Origin of the sequence: Pseudomonas sp. BF-R-30 (assembly GCF_019956175.1) — a bacterium.
In the GTDB taxonomy this organism is placed as follows: domain Bacteria; phylum Pseudomonadota; class Gammaproteobacteria; order Pseudomonadales; family Pseudomonadaceae; genus Aquipseudomonas; species Aquipseudomonas jessenii.
In genome coordinates this window covers 1-21,470 of record NZ_JAHBDE010000051.1, presented here as the reverse complement: position 1 = coordinate 21,470, position 21,470 = coordinate 1, and the positions used below count along the sequence as shown (strand labels likewise).

The window sequence follows — 21,470 nt, the reverse complement described above, 5'->3', positions numbered from 1 at the left end:
GGTAATGGCGGTGGCAATGGCGGCGGAAACGGCGCAGGTCACGGCGGCGGTATGGGGGGCGGACACGCCGGTACAGGCCACTCCGGCAGTAACGGCCGCGGCAACGGGCTGGACAGCGACCATGCCGGCAAATCCGTGCGCGACCATGGCCTGAGCGGGAACCACTACGGTAGTGAGCGCAACGATGATAACGGTCATGGCACCACGACCTCAGGCATCGCCCATTCCAAAGATACTCGCGGCATCTCCAAGGCCAGGGCTATTTCGGCCTCGACGCCGGGTGAGCACAACACCAAGGGCTTGAGTAAAGCCGGGCAGTCGACCTCGAAAAAAGCCCATTGAGTTCGCGGCGACAGATCAGTTTCTGAAAAGCAAAAAACCCGCTGGAAGGCGGGTTTTTTTATACCTGGAAATTGACCACCGGCCACCACACACCGCGTTCCCCGCCAGGCACATCACCCTCAACCAGCCCCCCCCAGCGGGCATTACACGGACAGAAAACGAGCCGCCTGGACACATCGCGCAGTGATTTGCGTTCGCGGGCGATTTGTCATGTTCAACGCCATTTCATTGTAGATATTAGTCAGCCCAACGCGATTTCAATGAGGCTGCACTGTGTTCCAACGACTTGTGTGTTCGCTGTCTGTTTTGAGCCTGTCCATCGCTGCCGCCCAGGCGGCCGAGACTGTCCCCCTCAACACTCCTCGCCTGAAGAGCATCGATAACCTGCGCGATGTCGCCGGTCTTGCCACCGCGTATTCCACGGCCAATGACGGCACCATGCGTGGCGGGGTGTTTTACCGCTCCAACGCGCTGACGCCATCGGCGGCGGATCTGGTAACCCTCAACGGTATGGGCATCAAGGCGGTCTACGACCTGCGCACGCCAACCGAAATCGCCGCCACGCCCGACACGATGCCCACGGGTGCGACGTACACCAACATCGACATCATCGGTGGCTCCACGTCGGGTGCGAACATCACCAACGTTGCGTTCCACAGCGCCGCCGAAGCCACCGCAATGATGCAGGACACCAACCGTGATTTCGTCCGCAACCCGGGGATGCGCAGCGAGTTCAACCAGCTGTTCAATGAACTGGCCACGGTCGACGGCGCCGCGCTGTTCCATTGCACCGCCGGCAAGGACCGTACGGGCTGGACCGCCGCCGTGCTGCAAAGCATCGCCGGGGTCGACGATGCCACCATCATGAGCAACTACCTGGCGACCAACGACTACACCGCCGCGCGCATCAAGGCGACCCTGGCGGCGTTGCCACCGAGCCTGGCGACCATCTATGGGCCGCTGATCGGTGTGGAGGCCAGTTACCTGCAAGCCGGCCTGGACGAGGTGACCGCGCAATACGGCACGATGGATAACTACCTCAAGCAAGGCCTCGGCCTGTCCCAGGAAACCATCTACGTGCTGCGCGGCAAGATGGTGTTCTACAACAGCCTGCCTGGCGCAGCGGACCTGGCCGGCAACGCCGCGGCCGGCGCGCAGTTGTTGCAGCAACTGCAGAACAGCAACCTGTCGGGCACCTACAGCGCCTACAACTACTACCTGCAGTCGGCCATCGATGCCCGCAGCCTCGGGGGCGTGGAGTCCACCGTCGGCGGTCAGGTGCACGCCGACGCCGCGAGCTACCTGCTGCGTCAGGGCGCGATGATCGAACAGGCCGCCGCGCCGTTCACCAGCGGCATCGACCTCAAGGCCGGGCAATATCGCCTGTGGAGCACCGCCCTGGCGGGGTACCTGGGCACGGATGGTTCGTCCCAGGCCTCCAGCAGCAACGAGCATAGCCAGGGCATGATGATTGGCCTGACCCAGCGCTTTTCCGAACAGCTCAGCGCCCATGCCGGCTTCGGCTACAGCAGCGGCAATGTCGGTGGTGCAGGTGGCGAAGCCGATACCGACCTGACCTTCTTCAGCGTCGGCGCACGCTTTGCGCCGAACGGTCTGGAACGTGGCCTGTTTGTGGATGCCAATGCCAGCGCCGGCTATCTCGATTACGAGAGCAAGCGAGAACTCGGCGGCGGTCTGGGCACGGCCAGGGGCGACAGCCATGGCAACCTCACCGGCGCGACCCTGGCGCTCGGTTACCGTGTGCCGGTGAACGGCGTGACCCTCGAGCCGAGCCTCGGTGTGCGGGTCAGCCGCGTCAACCTGTCGGGCTTCCAGGAAAAGGGCAGCGAACTGGCCCTGGACGTCGACGGCATCCACGAGACCCGCAAGAGCGCGGTGGCCAACCTCAACGCATCCTTTGCACCTGTCAGCCTCGGTGCCTGGCAAGTGGTGCCGGGTGTGCAAGTGGGCTACGAGCATGTGTTGGGCGACCATGAAGTCGACAGCGAAGGGCAACTGCTGGGCCTGGACATCGAACAGCAAGCCGCCTTCGACAACCGTGACCAGTTCACCGGTGGCGTCAATGTCATGGCCAACCTGGGCCCATGGAGCGTGGGTGCGCAAATCGGCGCCAGCGGTGGCGGCGACAGCCACGGCTTCAATGGCGGGTTGAAGGCCAGTTATCTGTTCTGACGATCAGTCAAGGCAATCTGTGTGAGTGAGCCTGCTCGCGAAGGCCAACTCACAGCCAACGAATAGGGCGGCTGACACTCCGCTTTCTCCCACACATCCTCAATTGGTCGCCATGGGTCGCGTTCGCCGGCCTTTTCTCACGTCTGCGGGACTGATGCCGTAGGCACTCTGGAAATACTGGCAAAACCGGCCGACATTGCTGAAGCCGTGTTGCAAGGCCACGTCCGTGACCGAAGGCGACACACCCTGGGACAGCGCGGCAAAGGCGCGCTCCAGGCGTACCTGGCGCTGATAGGCAACGATTGAAGTGCCCATGAAACGCTGAAAACCCTCCTGCAATGCGCGCAGGCTGACGTTGGTCAATTGCGCCAGTTCGGTACCGCTGGCCAGTCGGTCGGGATGCGCCTGAATGTACTCGACGGCCAGTTTCACATGTCGCGGCGCTATCAGTGGGGAGGGGCGCTGAAGGGCCTCGGTGAAGTTGTGCGGCCAGGTTTCGAGCACCGCGTCGACCAGCATTTCGCGAAGGCGTGAGGGCATCAGCGAGCCCGTATTGATCAGCAGGTCGAACTCGGTTCCGGTGGCCAGGTCCACCAGCGCCTTGATGCCCTGCAAGGCGGGTACGCTCAGATCCACCACGGGCTCAAAACAGATTTTTTGCAGGATCGGCTTGCCGAGCAACATCGACAGTCGTTCGGTGATCAGCGCCCGGCTGATCGAGATCCCGTGTTGCGCATGATTGTCGACAAAGCGCGCCGAGCGGACCTCGGCCTTGTCGATGGCCAGGCCGATCTGGGCGAAGCCAACCGACTCGGTGACGTGGTTGAAGATGATCTTGCCGGCGGTGGGAATGACGAACGTGATTTCATCAAGGGGGGCGGGAAATGCCACCGTGAAGTCACCGTGAAAGTGCATGCGACGAAAGCTGACACCTTCGTGTCTGCCGTAGACCCCGCCGATGCTGATGCTTTTTGGCGGCGGCGCAGAGTCGGAGTAAAGGTTGCCGAACAGGTTCAAGAACAACGCGCCAAAGTCGTCACAGCTCATGTCGTTGGACCTGATGATGATTTGCTTGCGCGTCGTGCTTGAGTACACCTGTAGTGTCACCTTGAGCGGTTGGGCAAAGCCCGGTACGGGGAACTGCCGATCGGAGTTCGAACGGATGCGGTTCGGGAAAGCGCTAGGACGTTATCAGTGACTAATGACAGGTTTGTTACCGGTTGTTGCCACTGTCGTCGCCGGCTCCGTTCACCCGACGCCACCGCTCGCACCGCACAACGGGTGGCACGAGCGGTACCGGGGCGTGGGCGGCCTGCAATGGCCGCGGCTATTTCACCGGTTCTGTTGCCTTGATATCCCCGCAAAAAATATCGACGTTGCCATCGGTCGAAGCCGTTCGCACGACCACCGAATACTTGCCGTCAAGCAGGGTTTGCAACGGCACAGGCGCGGTTCTGGTAAAAGACCAGCCGCGTACGGGTTGGCGTTCGGTGTTGACGGTGTCGTTCATCGCGTAGGCGACTGACCCGGGTTGCTGGCAGGTGCCGTTATTGATGAAAGAGTAAAGACGCAGGGGCAGCGTAACCCCCATTGGAGCACCGCTGATGAAGAAACTGAGTCCGGTTTTCTTGTCCCAGTCGGTCAAGGTGACGGTGCCGATCTGACCGGCGTTTTGCCGGGTGGCGACCAGGTTAACGTTCACGCCGTGGGTCGAAGAAGTGGTGCAGCCGAAAAGGCTTGCCGCAACCACGAGTGCTGCCAGTGAGGTTTTGAGCTTCATTGCCAAACTCCTGAGTTGAAGAACTGCAATGGGGAGAATTAGCGGGTATAGCTCATTTATCGCTTTCATGACGTCGTCCATACGAGGCTTCCACTTTCAGGAAGGACGTGTTGGAGGTATTCGGGCTCAATCAACGAATCCCTTCATCGCCGCGCAAACCGGCTACATTTGTAATCTACCGAGCCCGATTGCCCGGACGTTTGCCGGTGTATTCAACCCATGCCCCACCCTTGGAATTTCCTCAACCTGAGCTGATTGCCCGCCGGCACACGCGCTTCGATGCCTTTGAGGGTTTGCAATGGTTGCGCGTGCAGTTAAAGGATTGTGCGGTCAGTCGAGCCCACTCATCATCCGCATGGAAGATTTGCCACTGGAGTGACCGATGAATCAACAAGGCAGCCATCCGCAAGAGCGGATTCCAGGCACTCCACAGCGGAGAACCTTGCGCAGCCTGTTGATCCCGGAGTGGCTCGGCAGCTACCGGCCAGACTGGCTGCGCAGCGATGTGGTCGCGGGGCTGACGGCAGCGGCCGTGGTCATTCCCAAGGCGCTGGCGTACGCCACCATTGCCGGCCTGCCGGTGCAGGTCGGGCTGTACACGGCGCTGGTACCGATGGTGATCTATGCCGTGCTCGGCACGTCGCGCCCGCTTAGCGTCAGCACCACGACCACCCTGGCCATTCTCGCCGGCTCCGCGTTGGGCCAGATCAGCCCCGATGGCGATGCGGCGACCTTGCTCGCCGGTTCCGCCACGCTGGCCCTGATGGTGGGTGCGATCCTGATTGTCGCGGGGTTGCTGCGCCTGGGTTTCGTCGCCAATTTCATTTCCGAGCCGGTACTGGTGGGTTTCAAGGCCGGCATCGGCGTGGTCATCGTGCTCGACCAGTTGCCCAAGCTGTTGGGCACGCACATCGACAAAGGCGGCTTCCTGCACAATCTGGTGGCCACGGTCCAGAGCGTCGGCCATGCCTCGCTGCCGACCGTGGCGGTCGGTGTGTTCATGGTCCTGCTGCTGGTGGGCATGAAGCGTTTTACGCCCCGGCTGCCCGCACCTTTGATTGCGGTGGCGCTTGGCATCATCGGCATGAGCCTGTTTGGCCTGGAGCGCTTTGGTGTGTCCGCCGTCGGCGTGGTGCCGATCGGGTTGCCCGCACCGACCCTGCCGGTTTGGTCGATGGTCGAAACCCTGTGGTCCTCGGCGATGGGTATCGCGCTGATGAGTTTCACCGAAACCATCGCGGCGGGACGCGCTTTCGCCCGCAGTGACGAGCCCGCGCCACAACCGAATCGGGAACTGCTGGCCACAGGCGTTGCCAACATCGGTGGCGCGTTTCTCGGGGCCATGGTCGCCGGTGGCGGGACCACCCAGACGGCAGTGAACCGCCTGGCCGGCGCCCGTTCGCAACTGGCCGCACTGGTCACCGCCGCACTGGCGCTGGGCACTTGCCTGCTGCTGGCACCGCTCATTGGCCTGATGCCCAACGCCACGCTCGCCGCCGTGGTGATCGTGTATTCGGTGGGCCTGATCGAACCGGCGCAATTTCGCGAAATCCTGTCGGTTCGCCGTACCGAATTTGCCTGGGCCGTGGTGGCCATGATCGGCGTGATACTGCTGGGCACGCTGCAAGGGATCGTCGTGGCGATTATCGTCTCGTTGCTGGCCCTGGCCTACCAGGTCTCGGACCCGCCCGTGCACGTACTGGGACGCAAGCCTGGCACCAACGTCTATCGTCCGCAGGCCACCGACAACGAAGACGACGAACACTTTGACGGATTGCTGTTGCTCAGGCCCGAAGGCCGGGTGTTCTTCGCCAATGCCGAGCGCATCGCCGACAAGATCCGGCCGCTGATTGACGTGGCGAACCCCAAGGTCGTGGTCCTGGACCTGCGCAGTGTGTTCGACCTGGAATACACCGCGCTGAAAATGCTCACCGGCGCGGAGCAGCGCATGAGAGAGAAAGGCATTTCACTGTGGCTGGTGGGCATGAGTCCGGGCGTATGGGACATGGTCATCAAGGCACCCCTGGGCCATGTGCTGGGCGAGGCGCGCATGTTCCTGAACCTGGAACAGGCGGTTGAACATTACCAGCGCAGCCGACGCTGAATGAACGCGGCCGGGCGCGTTCCGGACACTGTGTAACGCATTGAAGGAGGTAACGGGCATGGCAAAGAAGAAGGCGGCAACCAAAAGCAAACCGGTCGAAAGCGGCAAGCTAAAGAACAAGGATTATCTCGAGGAACTGGCGCGGCTGCATGTCGAGCTGGTCAAGCTGCAAGAGTGGGTGCAGCACTCGGGCGCCAAGGTCTGCATCGTCTTTGAGGGCCGTGATGGCGCCGGCAAGGGTGGGACAATCAAGGCGTTGACCGAACGGGTCAGTCCGCGGGTGTTCCGGGTGATGGCGCTGCCGGCACCGACCGAGCGGGAAAAAAGCCAGATGTATGTGCAACGTTATCTGCCGCACCTGCCGGCGGCCGGTGAAGTGGTGATCTTCGATCGCAGCTGGTACAACCGCGCCGGTGTCGAGCGGGTCATGGGGTTCTGCAGCGACGAGCAGGTGCACACCTTTCTCACCGGGGTGCCGCGCGTCGAGCAGGCACTGGTCGAATCGGGAATCATCCTGATCAAGTACTGGCTTGAAGTGAGCCAGGAGGAGCAGACCCGACGCCTCAAGTCGCGTATCACCGACGGGCGCAAGATCTGGAAGCTGTCACCCATGGACCTCAAGTCCTATAACCGCTGGTACGACTACTCCCGTGCCCGGGACGACATGTTCAAATTCACCGACACCGAATTCGCCCCGTGGCGGGTCGCCAACTCGAATGACAAGCGACGGGCGCGACTGAACATCATCAGTGATGTGCTGAACAGTATTCCTTATGAAGAAATACCGCGGGCAAAAGTGAAACTGCCCAAACGCCAAAGTCCCGGAAACTATCGGGATCCGAACTATCCGTTCAAGTACATCCCGGAAAAATTCTGATCGATGCATTGGGCAGGAGCCGGCCCACGCCAGCTCCTGCTGCATGCCATCAGGCCTTGATCACGTACCCATACGCCCGGGTACGCCCGCCTTCCTGCTTCAGGTACACGCCCTGCAGTTCCGGTGTGAACCCGGGCAAGCGGTTGATGCCTTCCTCCAACGCCAGGAAGTACTTGAGCACCGCGCCTCCCCAGATTTCACCCGGCACCACGCACAGCACCCCCGGCGGATAAGGCAACGCACCCTCGGCCGCAATGCGCCCGTCGGCATCCGCCAACGCCACCAGTTCGACGTTGCCGCGGATGTACTCGATTTGCGCTTGCTGCGGGTTCATGGCCTTTTTCGGGAAGTGTTCCTTGCGGAACATGTCCTTCTGCAACTGCTGCACATTGTGGTGGCGGTACAGGTCGTGCATTTCCTGGCAGAGCTGGCGAATGGTGTAGTTGCGATAGCGCTCCTGATGCTGCGCGTAGATGGCCGGCAGCACCCGGCTCATCGGTGCGTCATCGCTGATGAAGCGTTCGAAGCGGGCGATCTGCGCGGCCAGGTGGGTCATCTTCGCCCAGTCTTCGGCCGGGGTGAGCAGGAACAGGATGGAGTTGAGGTCGCATTTTTCCGGAACGATGCCGTTCTCGCGCAGGAAGTTGGCCAGGATGCCGGCGTGAATGCCGAAGTCGGTGTAGCTGCCATCCACCGGGTCGATGCCCGGCGTGGTGAACAGCAACTTGCACGGGTCGATGAAGTACTGCTTCTCGGCGTAGCCGGCAAAGGCGTGCCAGCGGTCCTTGGGATGGAACTCGAAGAAGCGGATGTCATTGGCAATGTCTTCGGTTGGATAGTCTTCCCAGGCGCGCCCTTCAATGGTATCCGGCACGAACGGGCGGACCATGGTGCAGGCTTCGAGGATCAACTTGCGCGCTTCGATGCCGAACTTCACACAGTCTTCCCACAGGCGCAGGCCGCTGCGGCCCGAGTGAATGCGCGCATTCACATCCAGCGAAGCGAACAGCGGGTAGAAGGGGCTGGTGGACGCCTGGGCCATGAACGCGTTGTTGAGCCGGTGATGGTTGCAATAGCGCGCCTGGCCTTTGATGTGGCGGTCCTTCTTGTGCACCTGGGAGGCCTGGGAAAAACCGGCCTGCTGTTTGTGCACCGACTGGGTGACGAAGATGCCCGGGTCGTTCTCGTTGAGGTCGAGCAACAGCGGCGAGCAGTCTTTCATCATCGGGATGAACTGCTCGTAGCCGACCCACGCCGAGTCGAACAGGATGTAGTCACACAGCTTGCCGATGCGGTCGACGACTTGGCGGGCGTTGTAGACGGTGCCGTCATAGGTGCCCAGTTGAATGATCGCCAGGCGGAACGGCCGTGGCAGTTGCGCCTTGTCCGGGGCGACTTCGGCGATCAGTTCGCGCAGATAGTCTTCGTCGAAACAGTGGGCGTCGATGCCGCCGATGAAGCCGTAGGGGTTGCGCGCGGTTTCCAGATACACCGGCGTGGCGCCGGCCTGCAACAGCGCGCCCTGGTGGTTGGATTTGTGGTTGTTGCGGTCGAAAAGCACCAGATCGCCGGGGGTCAACAGGGCGTTGGTCACCACCTTGTTCGACGCCGAGGTGCCGTTGAGCACGAAGTAGGTCTTGTCGGCGTTGAACACCTGCGCGGCGTGTTTCTGCGCCAGCAGCGCCGGGCCTTCGTGGATCAGCAGGTCGCCGAGCTTGACGTCGGCGTTGCACATGTCGGCGCGAAACAGCGTCTCGCCGAAAAAATCGAAAAACTGTCGCCCCGCCGGATGCTTGCGAAAGAACTGGCCGCCCTGGTGACCGGGGCAGGCAAAGGTTGCGTTGGCCGCCTCGGTGTACCGTTTGAGCGAATCGAAGAAGGGCGGCAGCAGGCTTTCTTCATAGGCTTTGGCCGCTGTCTCCAGTTGGTTGCCATGGTATTCGACGTTACTGGGGGACAGGTCGAAGATGCCGTTCACTTGCAGCAGCACGTCATTGAGGTGTTTGTAGACCTCCCGGGGGCGGGTGCTGGTGCCGGGGGACGGCACCAGGAAAATCGGCACATCAAAACCGGTGCGCTGAATGACGTCCAACGCTCCAGCCAACACATCATTGACCGACACCACGGCCACGGCGACGTCGGTGAAGTCGGTTTGACTGAGCGGGACCACCTCCCGGGTGTTCAGGAAACATTCGGAGGTGCCATCGCTGGCGGCGATTTTCAGAGCTTTCATGGGTGGTGTCTCCTGGCGGGCACTCATTTGTCCGCGGCTTTTTTAGAGAGCAACTTCCGAGGGAGCCTTCCAGTTCCCCTGATCGGAAATCATGTCACCACTGGTTATAGAGCATATTTCTGATCTGTCAGGCGTTTTACCGCGACCTTGCACAACTTGACGTCTCACGACCTGTCGGTCAGGCGTGTACCAGCGCAATCGTGAACGAGACCACGATCATGCACGCAAAAGCAAAATTGATATTCATGAGGTTTCCATCCGAAACATGAGTGACGGCGCCATCTTGAACAGGTCACAGCAAAATAAAAAATTCGGCATAATGATTTGAAAGATCGAAAAAAATGATACTTGGAGGTGTTTGCCCGGCCGCCCGTTTGTGTTTGTCCCATGCTTTGGCTAATCTCGCCGAAGAGCGCAATTTCACGCATAAGCGGGCAAAAACATGCACGACAACCATTCCGCTGCCGAACTTCCATCCGTACGCCGGCAAAAAATCCTGTTGATCCTCGAACGTGACGGCAAGGTCATGGCCTCGGAGTTGAGCCAGCATTTCGCGGTGTCCGAAGACACCATCCGCCGGGATCTGGCGGAACTGGCCAGTGTCGGCCTGGTGCAGCGGGTACACGGCGGGGCGTTGCCGCGTCCCAAGGACACGGGCAAGGACTATTTCACCCGGATCAGTGAAACCGATGAGGTGAAAACCCATCTGGCGCAACTGGCTGCGCGACGGGTGCAAGACGGTCAGATCGTGGTGTTCGATTCCGGCACTACCACCTTGCAGATCGCGCGTTCGCTGCCGGGGGACATCGCCATTACCGCGATCACCGCGTCGCCGATGACCGCCATCACCTTGTCCGAATACAAAGGCATCAAGGTGATTCTTGCGGGCGGCCAGCTCAACCCGGTGACGATGTCGGCCAGCGGTCACGAAACCCTGCGGTTGCTGGCGGGCATCAAGGCCGACCTGCTGTTTACCGGGGTTTGCGCGATTCACCCGCAGGTGGGCTTGAGCTCACTGCATTTTGATGAAGTGCCGGTGAAACAGGCGATGCTCGACTGTGCCTCTCACGTGATTGCCGTCACCACGGCGGACAAACTCGGGGCGGTGGAACCCTTTGTCGTCGCGCCTTGCAACCGCGTGCACACGCTGATCACCGAACGACATGTGGCGTCTGGCAATGTTGAAGACTACCGGGGGCTGGGGATCGAGGTGGTGCAGGCGCAGGCTTGAGCAGTTTTTTGTGTCCACCGAAGATCAAACTGTGGGAGCGGGCTTGCTCCGGGCGGCGATCCGACGAAGGCGCTGTGACTGCCGCTGAATATGTGTTGAATGTACCGACCCCTTCGCGAGCAAGCCCGCTCCCACAGGGATTGATGTCGAGCTCAAGTATCGAGGCCAGCACAAACACGTGATTGCCGTCACCACGGCGGACAAACTCGGGGCGGTGGAACCCTTTGTCGTCGCGCCTTGCAACCGCGTGCACACGCTGATCACCGAACGGCATGTGGCGTCTGGCAATGTCGAGGACTACCGGGGGCTGGGGATTGAGGTGGTGCAGGCGCAGGCTTGAGCACTTTTTTGTGTCCACCGAAGATCAAACTGTGGGAGCGGGCTTGCTCGCGAAGGCGGTGTGACTGCCGCTGAATATGTGTTGAATGTACCGACCCCTTCGTCGGATCGCCGCCCGGAGCAAGCCCGCTCCCACAGGGATTGATGTCGAGCTCAAATATCGAGGCCAGCACAAACAACATCCATGTTGAATGTATTGGCCGGTAACCTCAGCGCAGTCGCTCAAGCATCTGGTAGTACCACATGCCGGCGGCGAGCATCGGGTTGCCGAGCAGGTCGCCCATGGGCACGCGGATGTGCTGGCAGGCGGCGAAGGTGTCGAACTGTTCCAGCTGCCCGGTGATCGCACGGCCCATTATTTCGCCCATGATGTGGGTGGTGGCGATGCCGTGGCCGGAGTAGCCCTGGCAATACCAGACGTTGTCCGACAGCTTGCCCAGTTGTGGGATGCGGTTGATCACGATGCCCATCGCGCAGCTCCACTGGTAATCGATGGCCACGCCTTTGAGCGCCGGGAAGGTCTGCTCGATGCACGGACGCAGCTCGGCGGCGATGTCGCGCGAATCCTTGCCGCTGTAGTTGGCGCCGCCCCCGAACAACAGGCGACCGTCAGCGGTGAGGCGGTAGTAATCGAGCACGAAGCGGCAGTCATAGACCGCCAGGTCTTCGGGGTTGATCTGTCTGGCCAGATCGCCCAGAGGCGCAGTGGTGACGATGCCGCCCATGGCCGGGAAAATCTTGCCCTTGAGCTTGCCCGGTTCCAGCTTGTGGTAGACGTCGCCGGCCAGCAGCACCTGGTTGGCGTCGATGTGTCCGTGGGCGGTGCGCACTCCAGGCGTGTCCCCATGGATGATCTCCAGCACTTCGCTGTTCTCGAAGATCAACGCACCGAGGCTTTCGGCTGCGCGGGCCTCGCCGATGCACAGGTTGAGCGGGTGCAGGTGCATGTTGCGGGTGTTCTTGATCGCGCCGTGGTAGAGGTCGCTTTGCAGCAGATCGCGCACCTGGCTGCGGTCGAGCAGGCTGACCTCGTCGCCCATGCCACGGTGCACCGCCTCTTCGTAATCCTTGCGCAAGCCGGCCATGTGCGCGGGTTTGTACGCCGCATGCAGGTGGCCGTGCTTGAGGTCGCAGGCGATGCCGTATTTTTCCACGCGCTGCCGGATGATCTGGTGCCCGCGCCAGCGCAGGTTCCAGATGAAATCATCGACTTCATCACCGATGGTGCGGCGCATCTGTTTGCGCATGGCTTCATCGCCCGACAGGCTGCCGGTGACCTGGCCGCCATTGCGCCCGGTGGCACCCCAGCCGATCTTGTGGCTTTCGACGATGGCGACCTTCAGGCCTTTTTCCGCCAGCTCGACGGCAGTGGCCACGCCAGTGAAACCGCCGCCGATGATCACCACGTCAACCCGGTGCCGGCCTTGCAGCGTCGGGTAATCGGTATCCTGGTTGAGGGTGGCGGTGTAGTAGGAATTGCAACGTTGAGTCATGTCGGTGTCCAGGCAGAATTGGGAGAAACCAATGCCGGTCAGGTGAGCACAGTCATTGTGGGAGCGGGCTTGCTCGCGAAGAGGCCCGCACATCCAGCACTTGAGGTGACTGACACACCGCTTTCGCGAGCAAGCCCGCTCCCACAGGTTCTGTGTATGGCTGAGCAGGGTTCACGCGTACCGGGATAGCGAAGGAGGGGGCTCGCCGATCAGGCGAGCAGGGCGCTATCCGGCGGACGTGCGGAGTGACGCAGTTTGGAGCGGCGCAGGGCCATGGGCAGGTTGACGATGCGCTTCATGCAATGCCGTCCACGGCCAGCAGCGAGGTGGCCTGGATCGAGAGGTTCAGCAGGTGCTGTTCTGACGGCAAAGTACGCATGGCGCAGGTTTCCGGCGGCGGAAATCGTCGGTGGCCAGTAGCACAAGCCATCCGGGGGATGGCTGGATACTAGGGAGGATTGCGGCGCGTGTAAATGTTTGATTCAGAACATCAGGTGCACACCCAGGCCGATCAACCCGCAGCCGATCAACACCTCGATCACCCCGCGCTTGAATCCAAGCAATGCAACGCCCGCGACTATCGCGATCAGCAGCGAAGGCCAGTCCAGTGCTCCTTCGAAGCCTTTGGGCCACAGCACGTGGTAGGCAAAGAAACAGGCCAGGTTGAGAATCACGCCCACCACGGCGGCCGTAATGGCCGTCAGTGGCGCGGTGAACTTGAGTTCGTTGTGCGTCGATTCCACCAACGGCCCGCCGGCGAGGATGAACAGGAACGAGGGCAGGAAGGTGAACCAGGTCACCAGCGATGCGGCGATGGCGCCGGCAACGAAGGCCTGATCCGGGCCGAAGACCTGATGCACGTAGGCGCCGATAAAACCGACGAAGGCGACAACCATGATCAACGGACCTGGTGTGGTTTCACCGAGCGCCAGGCCGTCGATCATCTGCGTCGGCGTCAGCCATCCGTAGTGGCCGACCGCGCCCTGGTAGACGTACGGCAACACCGCGTAGGCGCCGCCAAAGGTCAGCAGCGCGGCCTTGGTGAAGAACCAGGCCATCTGGGTCAGCGTGCCTTCCCAGCCGAACAGTGCGGTGAGCATGGCCATGGGCAGTGTCCACAAGATCGCACCGATCACGGCCAGACGCGCCAGTTTCCAGCCACTGAAGCGGGCGTGTCCGGGGGTTGGGGTGTCGTCGTCGATCACTGCCGGGCCGTAGGAGCGTTTCGCAGCGCTGTGGCCACCGGTCCTGAATTTTTCCGGTGCCAGTCGCCCGCCGAAATAACCGATGACCGCCGCGCCGAGCACGATCAACGGAAACGGCACATTGAGCACGAAGATGGCCACGAAGGACGCGGCGGCGATGCCCCATAACCAGCCGTTCTTCAGCGCCCGCGAGCCGATCCGGTGAGCCGCCTGCACCACGATTGCCGTGACCGCAGGCTTGATCCCGTAGAACAGTCCGGCGACCACGGGCACGTCACCAAAGGCGATGTACACCCAGGACAGCGCAATCAGGATGAACAGCGAAGGCAATACAAACAGCACGCCAGCGATCACACCGCCCCAGGTCCGGTGCATCAGCCAGCCGATGTAGGTCGCCAACTGCTGAGCCTCAGGCCCGGGCAGCAACATGCAATAGTTGAGGGCATGCAGAAAGCGCCGCTCGGAGATCCAGCGCCGGCGTTCGACCAGCTCCTGATGCATGATCGAAATCTGCCCCGCCGGCCCGCCGAAACTGATGAAACCAAGCTTGAGCCAGAACAGGAAGGCTTCGCGCAGGCTGATGGACCGGGGTTGCAGTACATCCTGTTGCGTGATCGGGGAGGGCGTGGGGCTCAAGCGGAAACTCCTTGTGCAGAAAAGCTTTGAGCCGATGACTGTAGCTAGGCCGGAGCGCGTTGCATAGCCGCCTCATACGGCCTATCTGCCCAGCGCTCGACGGCTGACCGGTCGCTGTCACGGGCATCGACCCAGCGTGCGCCGGACGCCACGTCTTCGCGTTTCCAGAACGGTGCGTCGGTTTTCAGGTAGTCCATGATGAATGCACAGGCTTCGAAAGCGGCTTGACGATGGGGGCTGCTGACGCCGACAAACACGATCGGCTCGCTGATCGACAACGGGCCGATCCGATGCACGATCTGCACGGCGTTCAATGGCCATCGGGCCCTGGCATTGTCGACGATTTTTTGCAGCGAACGTTCGGTCATGCCCGGGTAGTGCTCCAGAAACAACCCGCTGACCGCCTCACCCTGATTGATGTCGCGCACATAGCCGACGAAGTTGACCACGGCACCCACCCCCGGATCGTTTGCCTGCAGGCTGTCGATCAGCCGGCCGACGTCGAACATTTCACGCTGGACCCGAACCGTCATGTCTCAACCCCCGGTGACCGGTGGAAAAAAGGCGATCTCGTCATAGTCCTCGATCACCCGGTCTGGATGGCACAGCTCCTGGTTCAGTGCACACATCAGGTTGCTTTCACCCAGCACATGGCTCCACACCTCACCGCGAGCCATCAGCAGTCGGCGCACGTCCTCGATGGTCTTGAGGCTGTCGGTCAGGGGCAGTTTTTCACCGCCCAGGTTGAGCTGCTCGCGGTAGCGGGCGAAGTAATTGATCAGGATCATTGCGCGTCCTCGAACTTGAAATGACCGGAGCGGCCACCTTGTTTACTCAGCAGGCGGATGTCATCGATGACCATGCCCCGATCCACCGCCTTGCACATGTCATAGAGGGTCAGCGCCGCCACGCTGACGGCGGTCAGGGCTTCGAGTTCGACCCCGGTCTGGCCCTCGACGCGGCACGTACTGAGGATTTTCACGCTGTCCGGAGTGCAGGCCTTGAGTTCGACGTGGATCGAACTGAGCAGAAGGGTGTGGCACAGCGGGATCAGCTCATGGGTTTTCTTTGCCGCCATGATTCCAGCGATCCGCGCCACGGCAAATACGTCGCCCTTGGGGTGGCCGTCGCTTTGAATCAGCTTCAGGGTTTCCGGGCGCATCCGCACCCAGGCCTGGGCCTGGGCTTCACGCAGCGTCGAGGTTTTTTCGCTGACATCGACCATGTTGGCGCGACCCTGGCTGTCGAGGTGGGTCAGGCCATTGGGCGATGCATCTGAAATGTTTGTCATGGGAGGTTCCTGCGCTAACGGTTGGGGCGCGAGGGCATTGGTGTCGCTTCGAACATCGGCTTGTTCAACTTGGCACAACATGAAAAGAACCTCGAAGCGCTGAATTAAGTTCAGGCTACGGGTAACTTTAAACAGCGTCCAATCGCTTGTTCCGATGTGCCGATTGGTGATGTCTATCAAACTGGGCAAACATGTCCGGTTCGGTTTTATATAAAGCCGAAACTTGATCAGTCAGTCCGGCTGAATAACGTTCGTGCTTCGGCGAAACACTTTTCGGCAATCGCCGAACGCGGTTCGGTCTTGCGCATCACCAGGCCCAGGGGCGCGAGTACGCTGGCATCCGGCAGTTCGATGAACGCCAGGTGTTCGATGGGCTCTTCCAGGCCACTGTCCAGCGGCATGATCGCGCAGCAGAAACCCTCGTGAATCGCCTGCAGCAACTGGTAAGTCGAATCGCTTTCCAGGATCGGCTGCGGGTCCAGTCCGCGGCTGCGAAAGCTCAGGTCGATGGATTTGCGGTAGTGCATGCCGTTGCTGAGCATCCCCAGCGGCAGTTCGGCGGCGTCCTCCCAGCTCATTTGCGTGCCGTCGAAATGGAAGTGACGATTGTCGTACAGCAGGCCGACGCGGGTTTCGCCGATCTCGAAAAACTCGAAATAGCTCGGGTTGACGTGATCGAGGTAGCACACGCCCAGGTCCAGCTGATTGTTGCCAAGGCCCTCGATGATCTGGTCGGAACTTAAAGACGACAGGCTGTACTTGAGCTCGGGAAAGCTGCGGGACAGGCCCTGAATGTAGGTGACCGGGTTGAAGCTGCTGAGGGGTACCAGCCCCAGGCGCAGGTTGCCCACGAGCTGGCCCCGGCACGCGGCGGCCTCGGCGAAGAGCCCGTCGTGGGCGGCCAGCAGGGTCCTGGCCCACGCCAGCACCCGTTCGCCGGCCTCGGTAAAACCCTCGAAGCGCTGGCCTCGGGTGACCAGCACCAGGTCCAGTTCATCCTCAAGGTTGCGCAGGCGCATCGACAGCGTGGGCTGGGTGATGTGGCAGCGCGCGGCCGCCTGGCCGAAGTGGCGGGTCTGCTCCAGGGCGATCAGGAACTTGAGTTGTTTGATGTCCATGACGGCACCTGCTGGCGGGGAGTGAAGGGTTAAGTATTGACTCAGGTGCGCAAGACACAAGGCGAGGCAGAAATCGTGAGCCGAGACGATCTCATTGTCTTCGGTGTGCGTCCAATCACTGCTATCTAAGGTGTTATCGACGGGCTCTATCATTGCTGTTGTTTCTGGTCTTTTTATATTGATAGATTGGCTCGATAGTCTGGTTGGTTAGAGTGATTAGACACGGCTTGAATTATCGAATTAGTCTCCGGAAGTCATTTAATCAATATCTGCCGGAGAACCCCATGAGCGTCAAACCGGATGCATTGTTTATACCCCTGAATATTGCCGTGTTGACCGTTAGCGATACCCGCGAATATGCCAATGACACCTCCGGCCAACTACTCGTCAGTCGTTTGCTGGAAGCCGGCCACACCCTCAGCGAGCGCAACCTGCTCAAGGACGACCTGTACAAGATCCGCGCGCAGGTGGCGAACTGGATTGCCGACGACGGCATCCAGGTGGTGCTGATCACGGGCGGCACCGGGTTTACCGGCCGCGACAGCACACCCGAGGCGGTGGCCTGTTTGCTGGATAAACAGATCGAAGGCTTCGGTGAGCTGTTCCGGGCGATTTCGATCCTCGACATCGGCACCTCGACGGTGCAGAGCCGGGCATTGGCCGGGCTGGCCAATGGCACGCTGGTCTGCTGCCTGCCGGGTTCCACGGGTGCCTGCCGCACCGCGTGGGAAGGCATCCTCGCCGAGCAACTCGACGCGCGCCACCGGCCGTGCAATTTCGTACCGCACCTCAAGCCTACGCAGGCTTGCGGGACGCGGGGATGAGCTATTCACCCTTGATGCCGGTGGAGGATGCCATCGAACGGTTGCTGACAATGGCCGAAGCACAGAGGATTGAAGACAGTGAAGCGGTGCCGCTCAGTGCCGCACGGCAACGGGTGTTGGCCAATGACCTGGTGGCGACCCTCGATCTGCCGCCGTGGCCGAACAGCGCCATGGACGGCTATGCCCTGAATGTCGACGGTTGGGACGGGGCACCGCTGACCGTGTCGCAACAGGTATTTGCCGGTCACGCCCCCCAAGCACTGGCACCGGGAACCTGCGCGCGCATCTTCACCGGCGCCCCGGTTCCGCCGGGTGCCAACGGCGTGGAGATGCAGGAGAACACGCAAGTACTGGATGACGGACGTATCCGCTTCAAGCAGCCATTGAGCGCCGGCAGCAACATCCGCCCGCAAGGTCAGGAGAACCGCGTCGGCGATGTGCTGCTGCGCGCCGGCAAGCGCCTCGGTCCGTTCGAACTGGCGGTCGCGGCAGCGCAGGGCTGCACCCATGTGCAGGTCGTGCGGCGACCACGGGTGGCGTTGCTGTCCACCGGCAATGAACTGGTCGATCCGGGCACACCGCTCAAGCCCGGCAGCATCTACAACAGCAACCGCACATTGTTGAGCCATTGGTTGAATGCGTTGGGTTGCGAGGTCATCGAGGCCGGCATTCTCCCCGACGAGCCACGCCAGACGCGACTCAAGCTCGAACAGCTGCAACACACGACGGACCTGATGCTCAGCACGGGCGGCGTGTCCGCCGGTGACGCCGACTGCCTCGGCCAGGTACTGCGCGAGTGCGGCAAGCCGTTGCTGTGGAAACTCTCGATCAAACCCGGCAAGCCATTGACCGTGGGCCACTTCGGCCGCGTGCCGGTGATTGGCCTGCCGGGCAATCCGACATCGGCGTTGGTCACTTTCGGTCTGTTGGCCCGGGTTTATCTGTTGCGAATTCAGGGTGTCGAAGACGTCGAGCCTTTGAGCTTCCCGGTCAGGGTCGGCTTTGCCTGGCCCAAACCCGGAAGCCGCCGCGAGTACCTGCGGGCGAAACTCGAAGCCGGTCGCGCGGTGCTTTATCCGAACCAGAGTTCCGGCGTGTTGCTGGGCGCATCCTGGGCCGATGGACTGGTGGAAGTGCCGGAAGGTTGCACGCCGGAAGCTGGCGACACGGCGCGGTTTATTCCCTTCAGCGAGCTGTTCTGAATACACCTGAAATACCTGTGGGAGCGGGCTTGCTCGCGAAGAGGCCGGCACATTCAACAGAGAGGTTGACTGACCTGACGCCTTCGCGAGCAAGCCCGCTCCCACAGGTTTTGTGTTTTTCCTGAAAATCAGTTCAACACAAAATCCACCGGCTCCAGTTGCGGTGGCAGTTCCGTCACACCCAGGGCCGCCAGCACATCGCGCTCGATATTGCGCACGATGGCATCGGTGGGCAGGTCGTTTTCGTCGCGGCCGAAGGGGTCTTCCAGTTCATCGGCAATCGCATCCAGGCCGAAAAAGGTGTAGCTGACAATCGCGGTGAAAATCGGTGTCAGCCAGCCCAGGGGTTCGGCCATGGCAAAGGGCAAGAGGATGCAGAACAGGTAGATGGTGCGGTGCAGCAGCAGGGTGTAAGGGAAGGGTAACGGGGTGTTCTTGATCCGTTCACAGACGGCCTGGGCATGGGTCAGGCTGGTCAAATGGTTGGCCATGAGCGTGTAGCGCCAGTCGTTGATCGCCCCGGACTCGTTGAGTGACGAGCACTGTTGACCGACCTGCATCAGTATCTGCCCGCTGATGTCCGTGGTGTTGCCCTTGGGCATCGGGTGCAGCCAGTCGCCACTGGCGGCCATCTCGTTTTCCTGGCGCAGGCGCGCGTTGAGGGCATGGGCGAAGCCGCAGAGGTTGCTGAGGATCGTGTGGCGCTCAGCGGTGTCCTTGATCATCAGGGTTTCACGAATCATCGAGCGGATCTCCACGATCACATCGCCCCAGGCCTTGCGCGCTTCATACCAGCGGTCGTAGCAGGCGTTGTTGCGAAAGCTCATGAAGATCGACAGCGACAAACCCAGCAGCGTGAAGGGCGTGGCGCTGACCTTGGAAAAGTAGCTGGGATGCAAGGTTTCGATGAGCACGATGGCCGAGGCGAGCAGCGTCACCATCAGGCTGCGCCAGGCGATGCGTTTGGCAATCGAACCCTTGAGGGACGTCAGCACGCCGATCAGGTTGGGTTTGGGTCTCACGATCATGGGTTTCAGCCGCCCGTCATGTTCATGAAGCGAATGACCTGAACATCGTCGTTCACTTCGAAGTTGTGTCGATAAGGCTTGAGTTTCATCGCCTCGATAATGGCTTTTTCCAGGCGCTCGGGCTGTCCGGGGTGGCTGCGCAAGACCGCCTTGAGATCCACGGAGTGCTCATTGCCCAGGCACAGCAGCAGGCGTCCCTCCACGGTCAGCCGCACCCGATTGCAGGTGCCGCAAAAGTTGTGGCTGTGGGGTGAGATGAACCCCAGGCGAATCTGCGGCGCCTCGGCCAGGCGCCAGTAGCGCGACGGACCCTGGGTCGACTCGGCGGAATCAATCAAAGTGTAGCGTTCGGCAATGCGTTCGCGGACCTGGGCACTTGCGAAAAACGATTCGGCGCGGCTGTGCTCGTCGATGGTGCCCAACGGCATTTCCTCGATGAAGGAGATGTCGAGGTTACGGTCGATGGCGAAGCTCACCAGATCATTGATCTCATGGTCGTTGCGGCCTTTCATGACCACGCAATTGAGCTTGGTGTTGCGAAATCCCGCCTGGTTGGCCGCGTCGATGCCCTTGATGACCTGCGCCAGGTCACCGGTGCGGGTCAGTTCGCGAAAACGTTGCGGGTCCAGGCAATCGAGGCTGATGTTGAGGCGCTTGACCCCGGCTTCGAACAACGGCCCGGCCAGTTTGGCCAACTGCGAACCGTTGGTGGTCATGCACAGTTCACGCAGGCCGGGCAGGGCGGCGATCTTCTCGCACAACTGCACCACGCCCGGACGGATCAGCGGCTCGCCACCGGTCAGGCGGATCTTGCGGGTGCCCAGCGCCACGAAGCTTTGTGCAAGTTGATAAATCTCTTCCAGGGTCAGCACCCGTTGGCGGGGCAGAAACTGCATGTCCTCGGCCATGCAATACACGCAACGGAAATCGCAGCGGTCGGTGACCGACATCCGCAGATAGTCCACGCGCCGGGAGAATCCATCGATCAAGACTTGTTCTGACATGACACCCTCGCTTGGCACGCATTGAATGAATGTTCCGTGTAGGAGCGAGCCTGCTCGCGATGGTCGTTAACGATTACGCGCGCTTGCTGGCTGAACGCGGTGCTCTTGAGTCCATCGCGAGCAGAACTCGCTCCTACAAATATTGCGCTGATAACGGGTTTATTGAGCGCAGATGTAGGAGCGAGTCTGCTCGCGATGGTCGTAAACGATTACGCGTGCGTGCTGGCTGAACGCGGTGCTCTTGAGTCCATCGCGAGCAGAGCTCGCTCCTACAAATATTGCGCCGATAACGGATTTATTGAGCGCAGTTGTAGGAGCGAGCCTGCTCGCGATGGTCGTTAACGATTACGCGTGCTTGCTGGCTGAACGCGGTGCTCTTGAGTCCATCGCGAGCAGAGCTCGCTCCTACAAAAAATGCGCTGAAAACGGATTTGTTGAGCGCAGGTGTAGGAGCGAGCCTGCTCGCGATGGTCGTTAACGATTACGCGTGCGTGCTGGCTGAACGCGGTGCTCTTGAGTCCATCGCGAGCAGAGCTCGCTCCTACAAATATTGCGCCGATAACGGATTTA

17 protein-coding genes and 2 pseudogenes are annotated in these 21,470 nt (G+C 61.0%); 8 read left to right on the top strand and 11 right to left on the bottom strand.

Features of this window, described 5'->3' with window-relative positions:
• Together KGB20_RS22670 and KGB20_RS22665 are read left to right on the top strand one after the other, a co-directional pair.
• Positions 1 to 342: pseudogene (locus KGB20_RS22670) on the top strand (hypothetical protein); the annotation flags it as partial.
• Positions 343 to 615: 273 nt separating this feature from the next.
• Positions 616 to 2,535, top strand: coding sequence for a tyrosine-protein phosphatase (locus KGB20_RS22665; RefSeq protein WP_159390184.1), 1,920 nt, complete (start codon positions 616 to 618; stop codon positions 2,533 to 2,535).
• Between the two features lie 99 nt (positions 2,536 to 2,634).
• Here KGB20_RS22665 and KGB20_RS22660 read toward each other — a convergent pair whose 3' ends face one another.
• Both KGB20_RS22660 and KGB20_RS22655 read right to left on the bottom strand, forming a co-directional pair.
• Complete coding sequence (locus KGB20_RS22660; RefSeq protein ID WP_223473444.1) at positions 2,635 to 3,582, bottom strand: helix-turn-helix transcriptional regulator; 948 nt, start codon at positions 3,580 to 3,582, stop codon at positions 2,635 to 2,637.
• A gap of 280 nt (positions 3,583 to 3,862) precedes the next feature.
• A complete protein-coding gene (locus KGB20_RS22655) occupies positions 3,863 to 4,315 on the bottom strand; it encodes a hypothetical protein (protein ID WP_090456151.1) in 453 nt (150 codons plus the stop codon).
• Positions 4,316 to 4,697: 382 nt separating this feature from the next.
• On the opposite strand from KGB20_RS22655, the gene KGB20_RS22650 reads away from it, so the two are divergent.
• Entirely contained in the window at positions 4,698 to 6,419 is a 1,722-nt protein-coding gene (locus KGB20_RS22650; RefSeq protein WP_159390183.1) for a SulP family inorganic anion transporter, read from the top strand.
• 58 nt (positions 6,420 to 6,477) lie between these two features.
• Positions 6,478 to 7,296: a polyphosphate kinase 2 gene (gene ppk2, locus KGB20_RS22645; protein WP_159390182.1), complete on the top strand. Its 819-nt coding sequence runs from the start codon at positions 6,478 to 6,480 to the stop codon at positions 7,294 to 7,296.
• A gap of 49 nt (positions 7,297 to 7,345) precedes the next feature.
• Here the strand turns inward: ppk2 and speF are convergent, their stop codons facing one another.
• Positions 7,346 to 9,529 (bottom strand): ornithine decarboxylase SpeF, encoded by a 2,184-nt coding sequence (gene speF, locus KGB20_RS22640; RefSeq protein WP_159390181.1) that lies wholly within the window; start codon positions 9,527 to 9,529, stop codon positions 7,346 to 7,348.
• Between the two features lie 442 nt (positions 9,530 to 9,971).
• Here speF and KGB20_RS22635 point away from each other — a divergent pair, with 442 nt between their 5' ends.
• Positions 9,972 to 10,760 carry a DeoR/GlpR family DNA-binding transcription regulator gene (locus KGB20_RS22635; RefSeq protein WP_223533008.1) on the top strand — a complete coding sequence of 263 codons (789 nt, stop codon included), beginning with the start codon at positions 9,972 to 9,974 and terminating at the stop codon, positions 10,758 to 10,760.
• A gap of 175 nt (positions 10,761 to 10,935) precedes the next feature.
• A pseudogene (locus KGB20_RS22630) lies at positions 10,936 to 11,100 on the top strand (DeoR/GlpR transcriptional regulator); the annotation flags it as partial.
• A 208-nt stretch (positions 11,101 to 11,308) separates the two neighbouring features.
• Here the strand turns inward: KGB20_RS22630 and KGB20_RS22625 are convergent.
• The 6 genes from KGB20_RS22625 to KGB20_RS22600 all read right to left on the bottom strand — a co-directional run bounded on the left by KGB20_RS22625 (position 11,309) and on the right by KGB20_RS22600 (position 16,842).
• A complete protein-coding gene (locus KGB20_RS22625) occupies positions 11,309 to 12,592 on the bottom strand; it encodes an NAD(P)/FAD-dependent oxidoreductase (RefSeq protein WP_150814412.1) in 1,284 nt (427 codons plus the stop codon).
• 482 nt (positions 12,593 to 13,074) lie between these two features.
• The gene (chrA, locus tag KGB20_RS22620) at positions 13,075 to 14,433 is read right to left on the bottom strand and encodes a chromate efflux transporter (RefSeq protein WP_154908580.1); all 1,359 of its coding nucleotides are present in this window, start codon (positions 14,431 to 14,433) and stop codon (positions 13,075 to 13,077) included.
• Positions 14,434 to 14,477: 44 nt separating this feature from the next.
• A complete protein-coding gene (gene moaE, locus KGB20_RS22615) occupies positions 14,478 to 14,966 on the bottom strand; it encodes a molybdopterin synthase catalytic subunit MoaE (RefSeq protein WP_159390179.1) in 489 nt (162 codons plus the stop codon).
• 3 nt (positions 14,967 to 14,969) lie between these two features.
• A complete protein-coding gene (moaD, locus tag KGB20_RS22610; RefSeq protein WP_090456136.1) occupies positions 14,970 to 15,221 on the bottom strand; it encodes a molybdopterin converting factor subunit 1 in 252 nt (83 codons plus the stop codon).
• The gene (gene moaC, locus KGB20_RS22605; RefSeq protein WP_159390178.1) at positions 15,218 to 15,724 is read right to left on the bottom strand and encodes a cyclic pyranopterin monophosphate synthase MoaC; all 507 of its coding nucleotides are present in this window, start codon (positions 15,722 to 15,724) and stop codon (positions 15,218 to 15,220) included. The genes moaD and moaC overlap by 4 nt, the downstream gene beginning before the upstream one ends.
• 227 nt (positions 15,725 to 15,951) lie before the next feature.
• Positions 15,952 to 16,842 (bottom strand): LysR family transcriptional regulator, encoded by an 891-nt coding sequence (locus KGB20_RS22600; protein WP_090456130.1) that lies wholly within the window; start codon positions 16,840 to 16,842, stop codon positions 15,952 to 15,954.
• Positions 16,843 to 17,126: 284 nt separating this feature from the next.
• Between KGB20_RS22600 and moaB the strand changes: the two genes are divergently transcribed.
• A complete protein-coding gene (gene moaB / locus KGB20_RS22595) occupies positions 17,127 to 17,666 on the top strand; it encodes a molybdenum cofactor biosynthesis protein B (protein WP_154861959.1) in 540 nt (179 codons plus the stop codon).
• Positions 17,663 to 18,868, top strand: a complete 1,206-nt coding sequence (glp, locus tag KGB20_RS22590; RefSeq protein ID WP_159390177.1) for a gephyrin-like molybdotransferase Glp — start codon at positions 17,663 to 17,665, stop codon at positions 18,866 to 18,868. The genes moaB and glp overlap by 4 nt, the downstream gene beginning before the upstream one ends.
• A 128-nt stretch (positions 18,869 to 18,996) precedes the next feature.
• Here the strand turns inward: glp and KGB20_RS22585 are convergent, their stop codons facing one another.
• Entirely contained in the window at positions 18,997 to 19,896 is a 900-nt protein-coding gene (locus KGB20_RS22585; protein ID WP_154861957.1) for a bestrophin family protein, read from the bottom strand.
• 5 nt (positions 19,897 to 19,901) lie between these two features.
• Positions 19,902 to 20,900, bottom strand: coding sequence for a GTP 3',8-cyclase MoaA (moaA, locus tag KGB20_RS22580; RefSeq protein WP_090456122.1), 999 nt, complete (start codon positions 20,898 to 20,900; stop codon positions 19,902 to 19,904).
• Between the last annotated feature and the right edge of the window lie 570 nt (positions 20,901 to 21,470).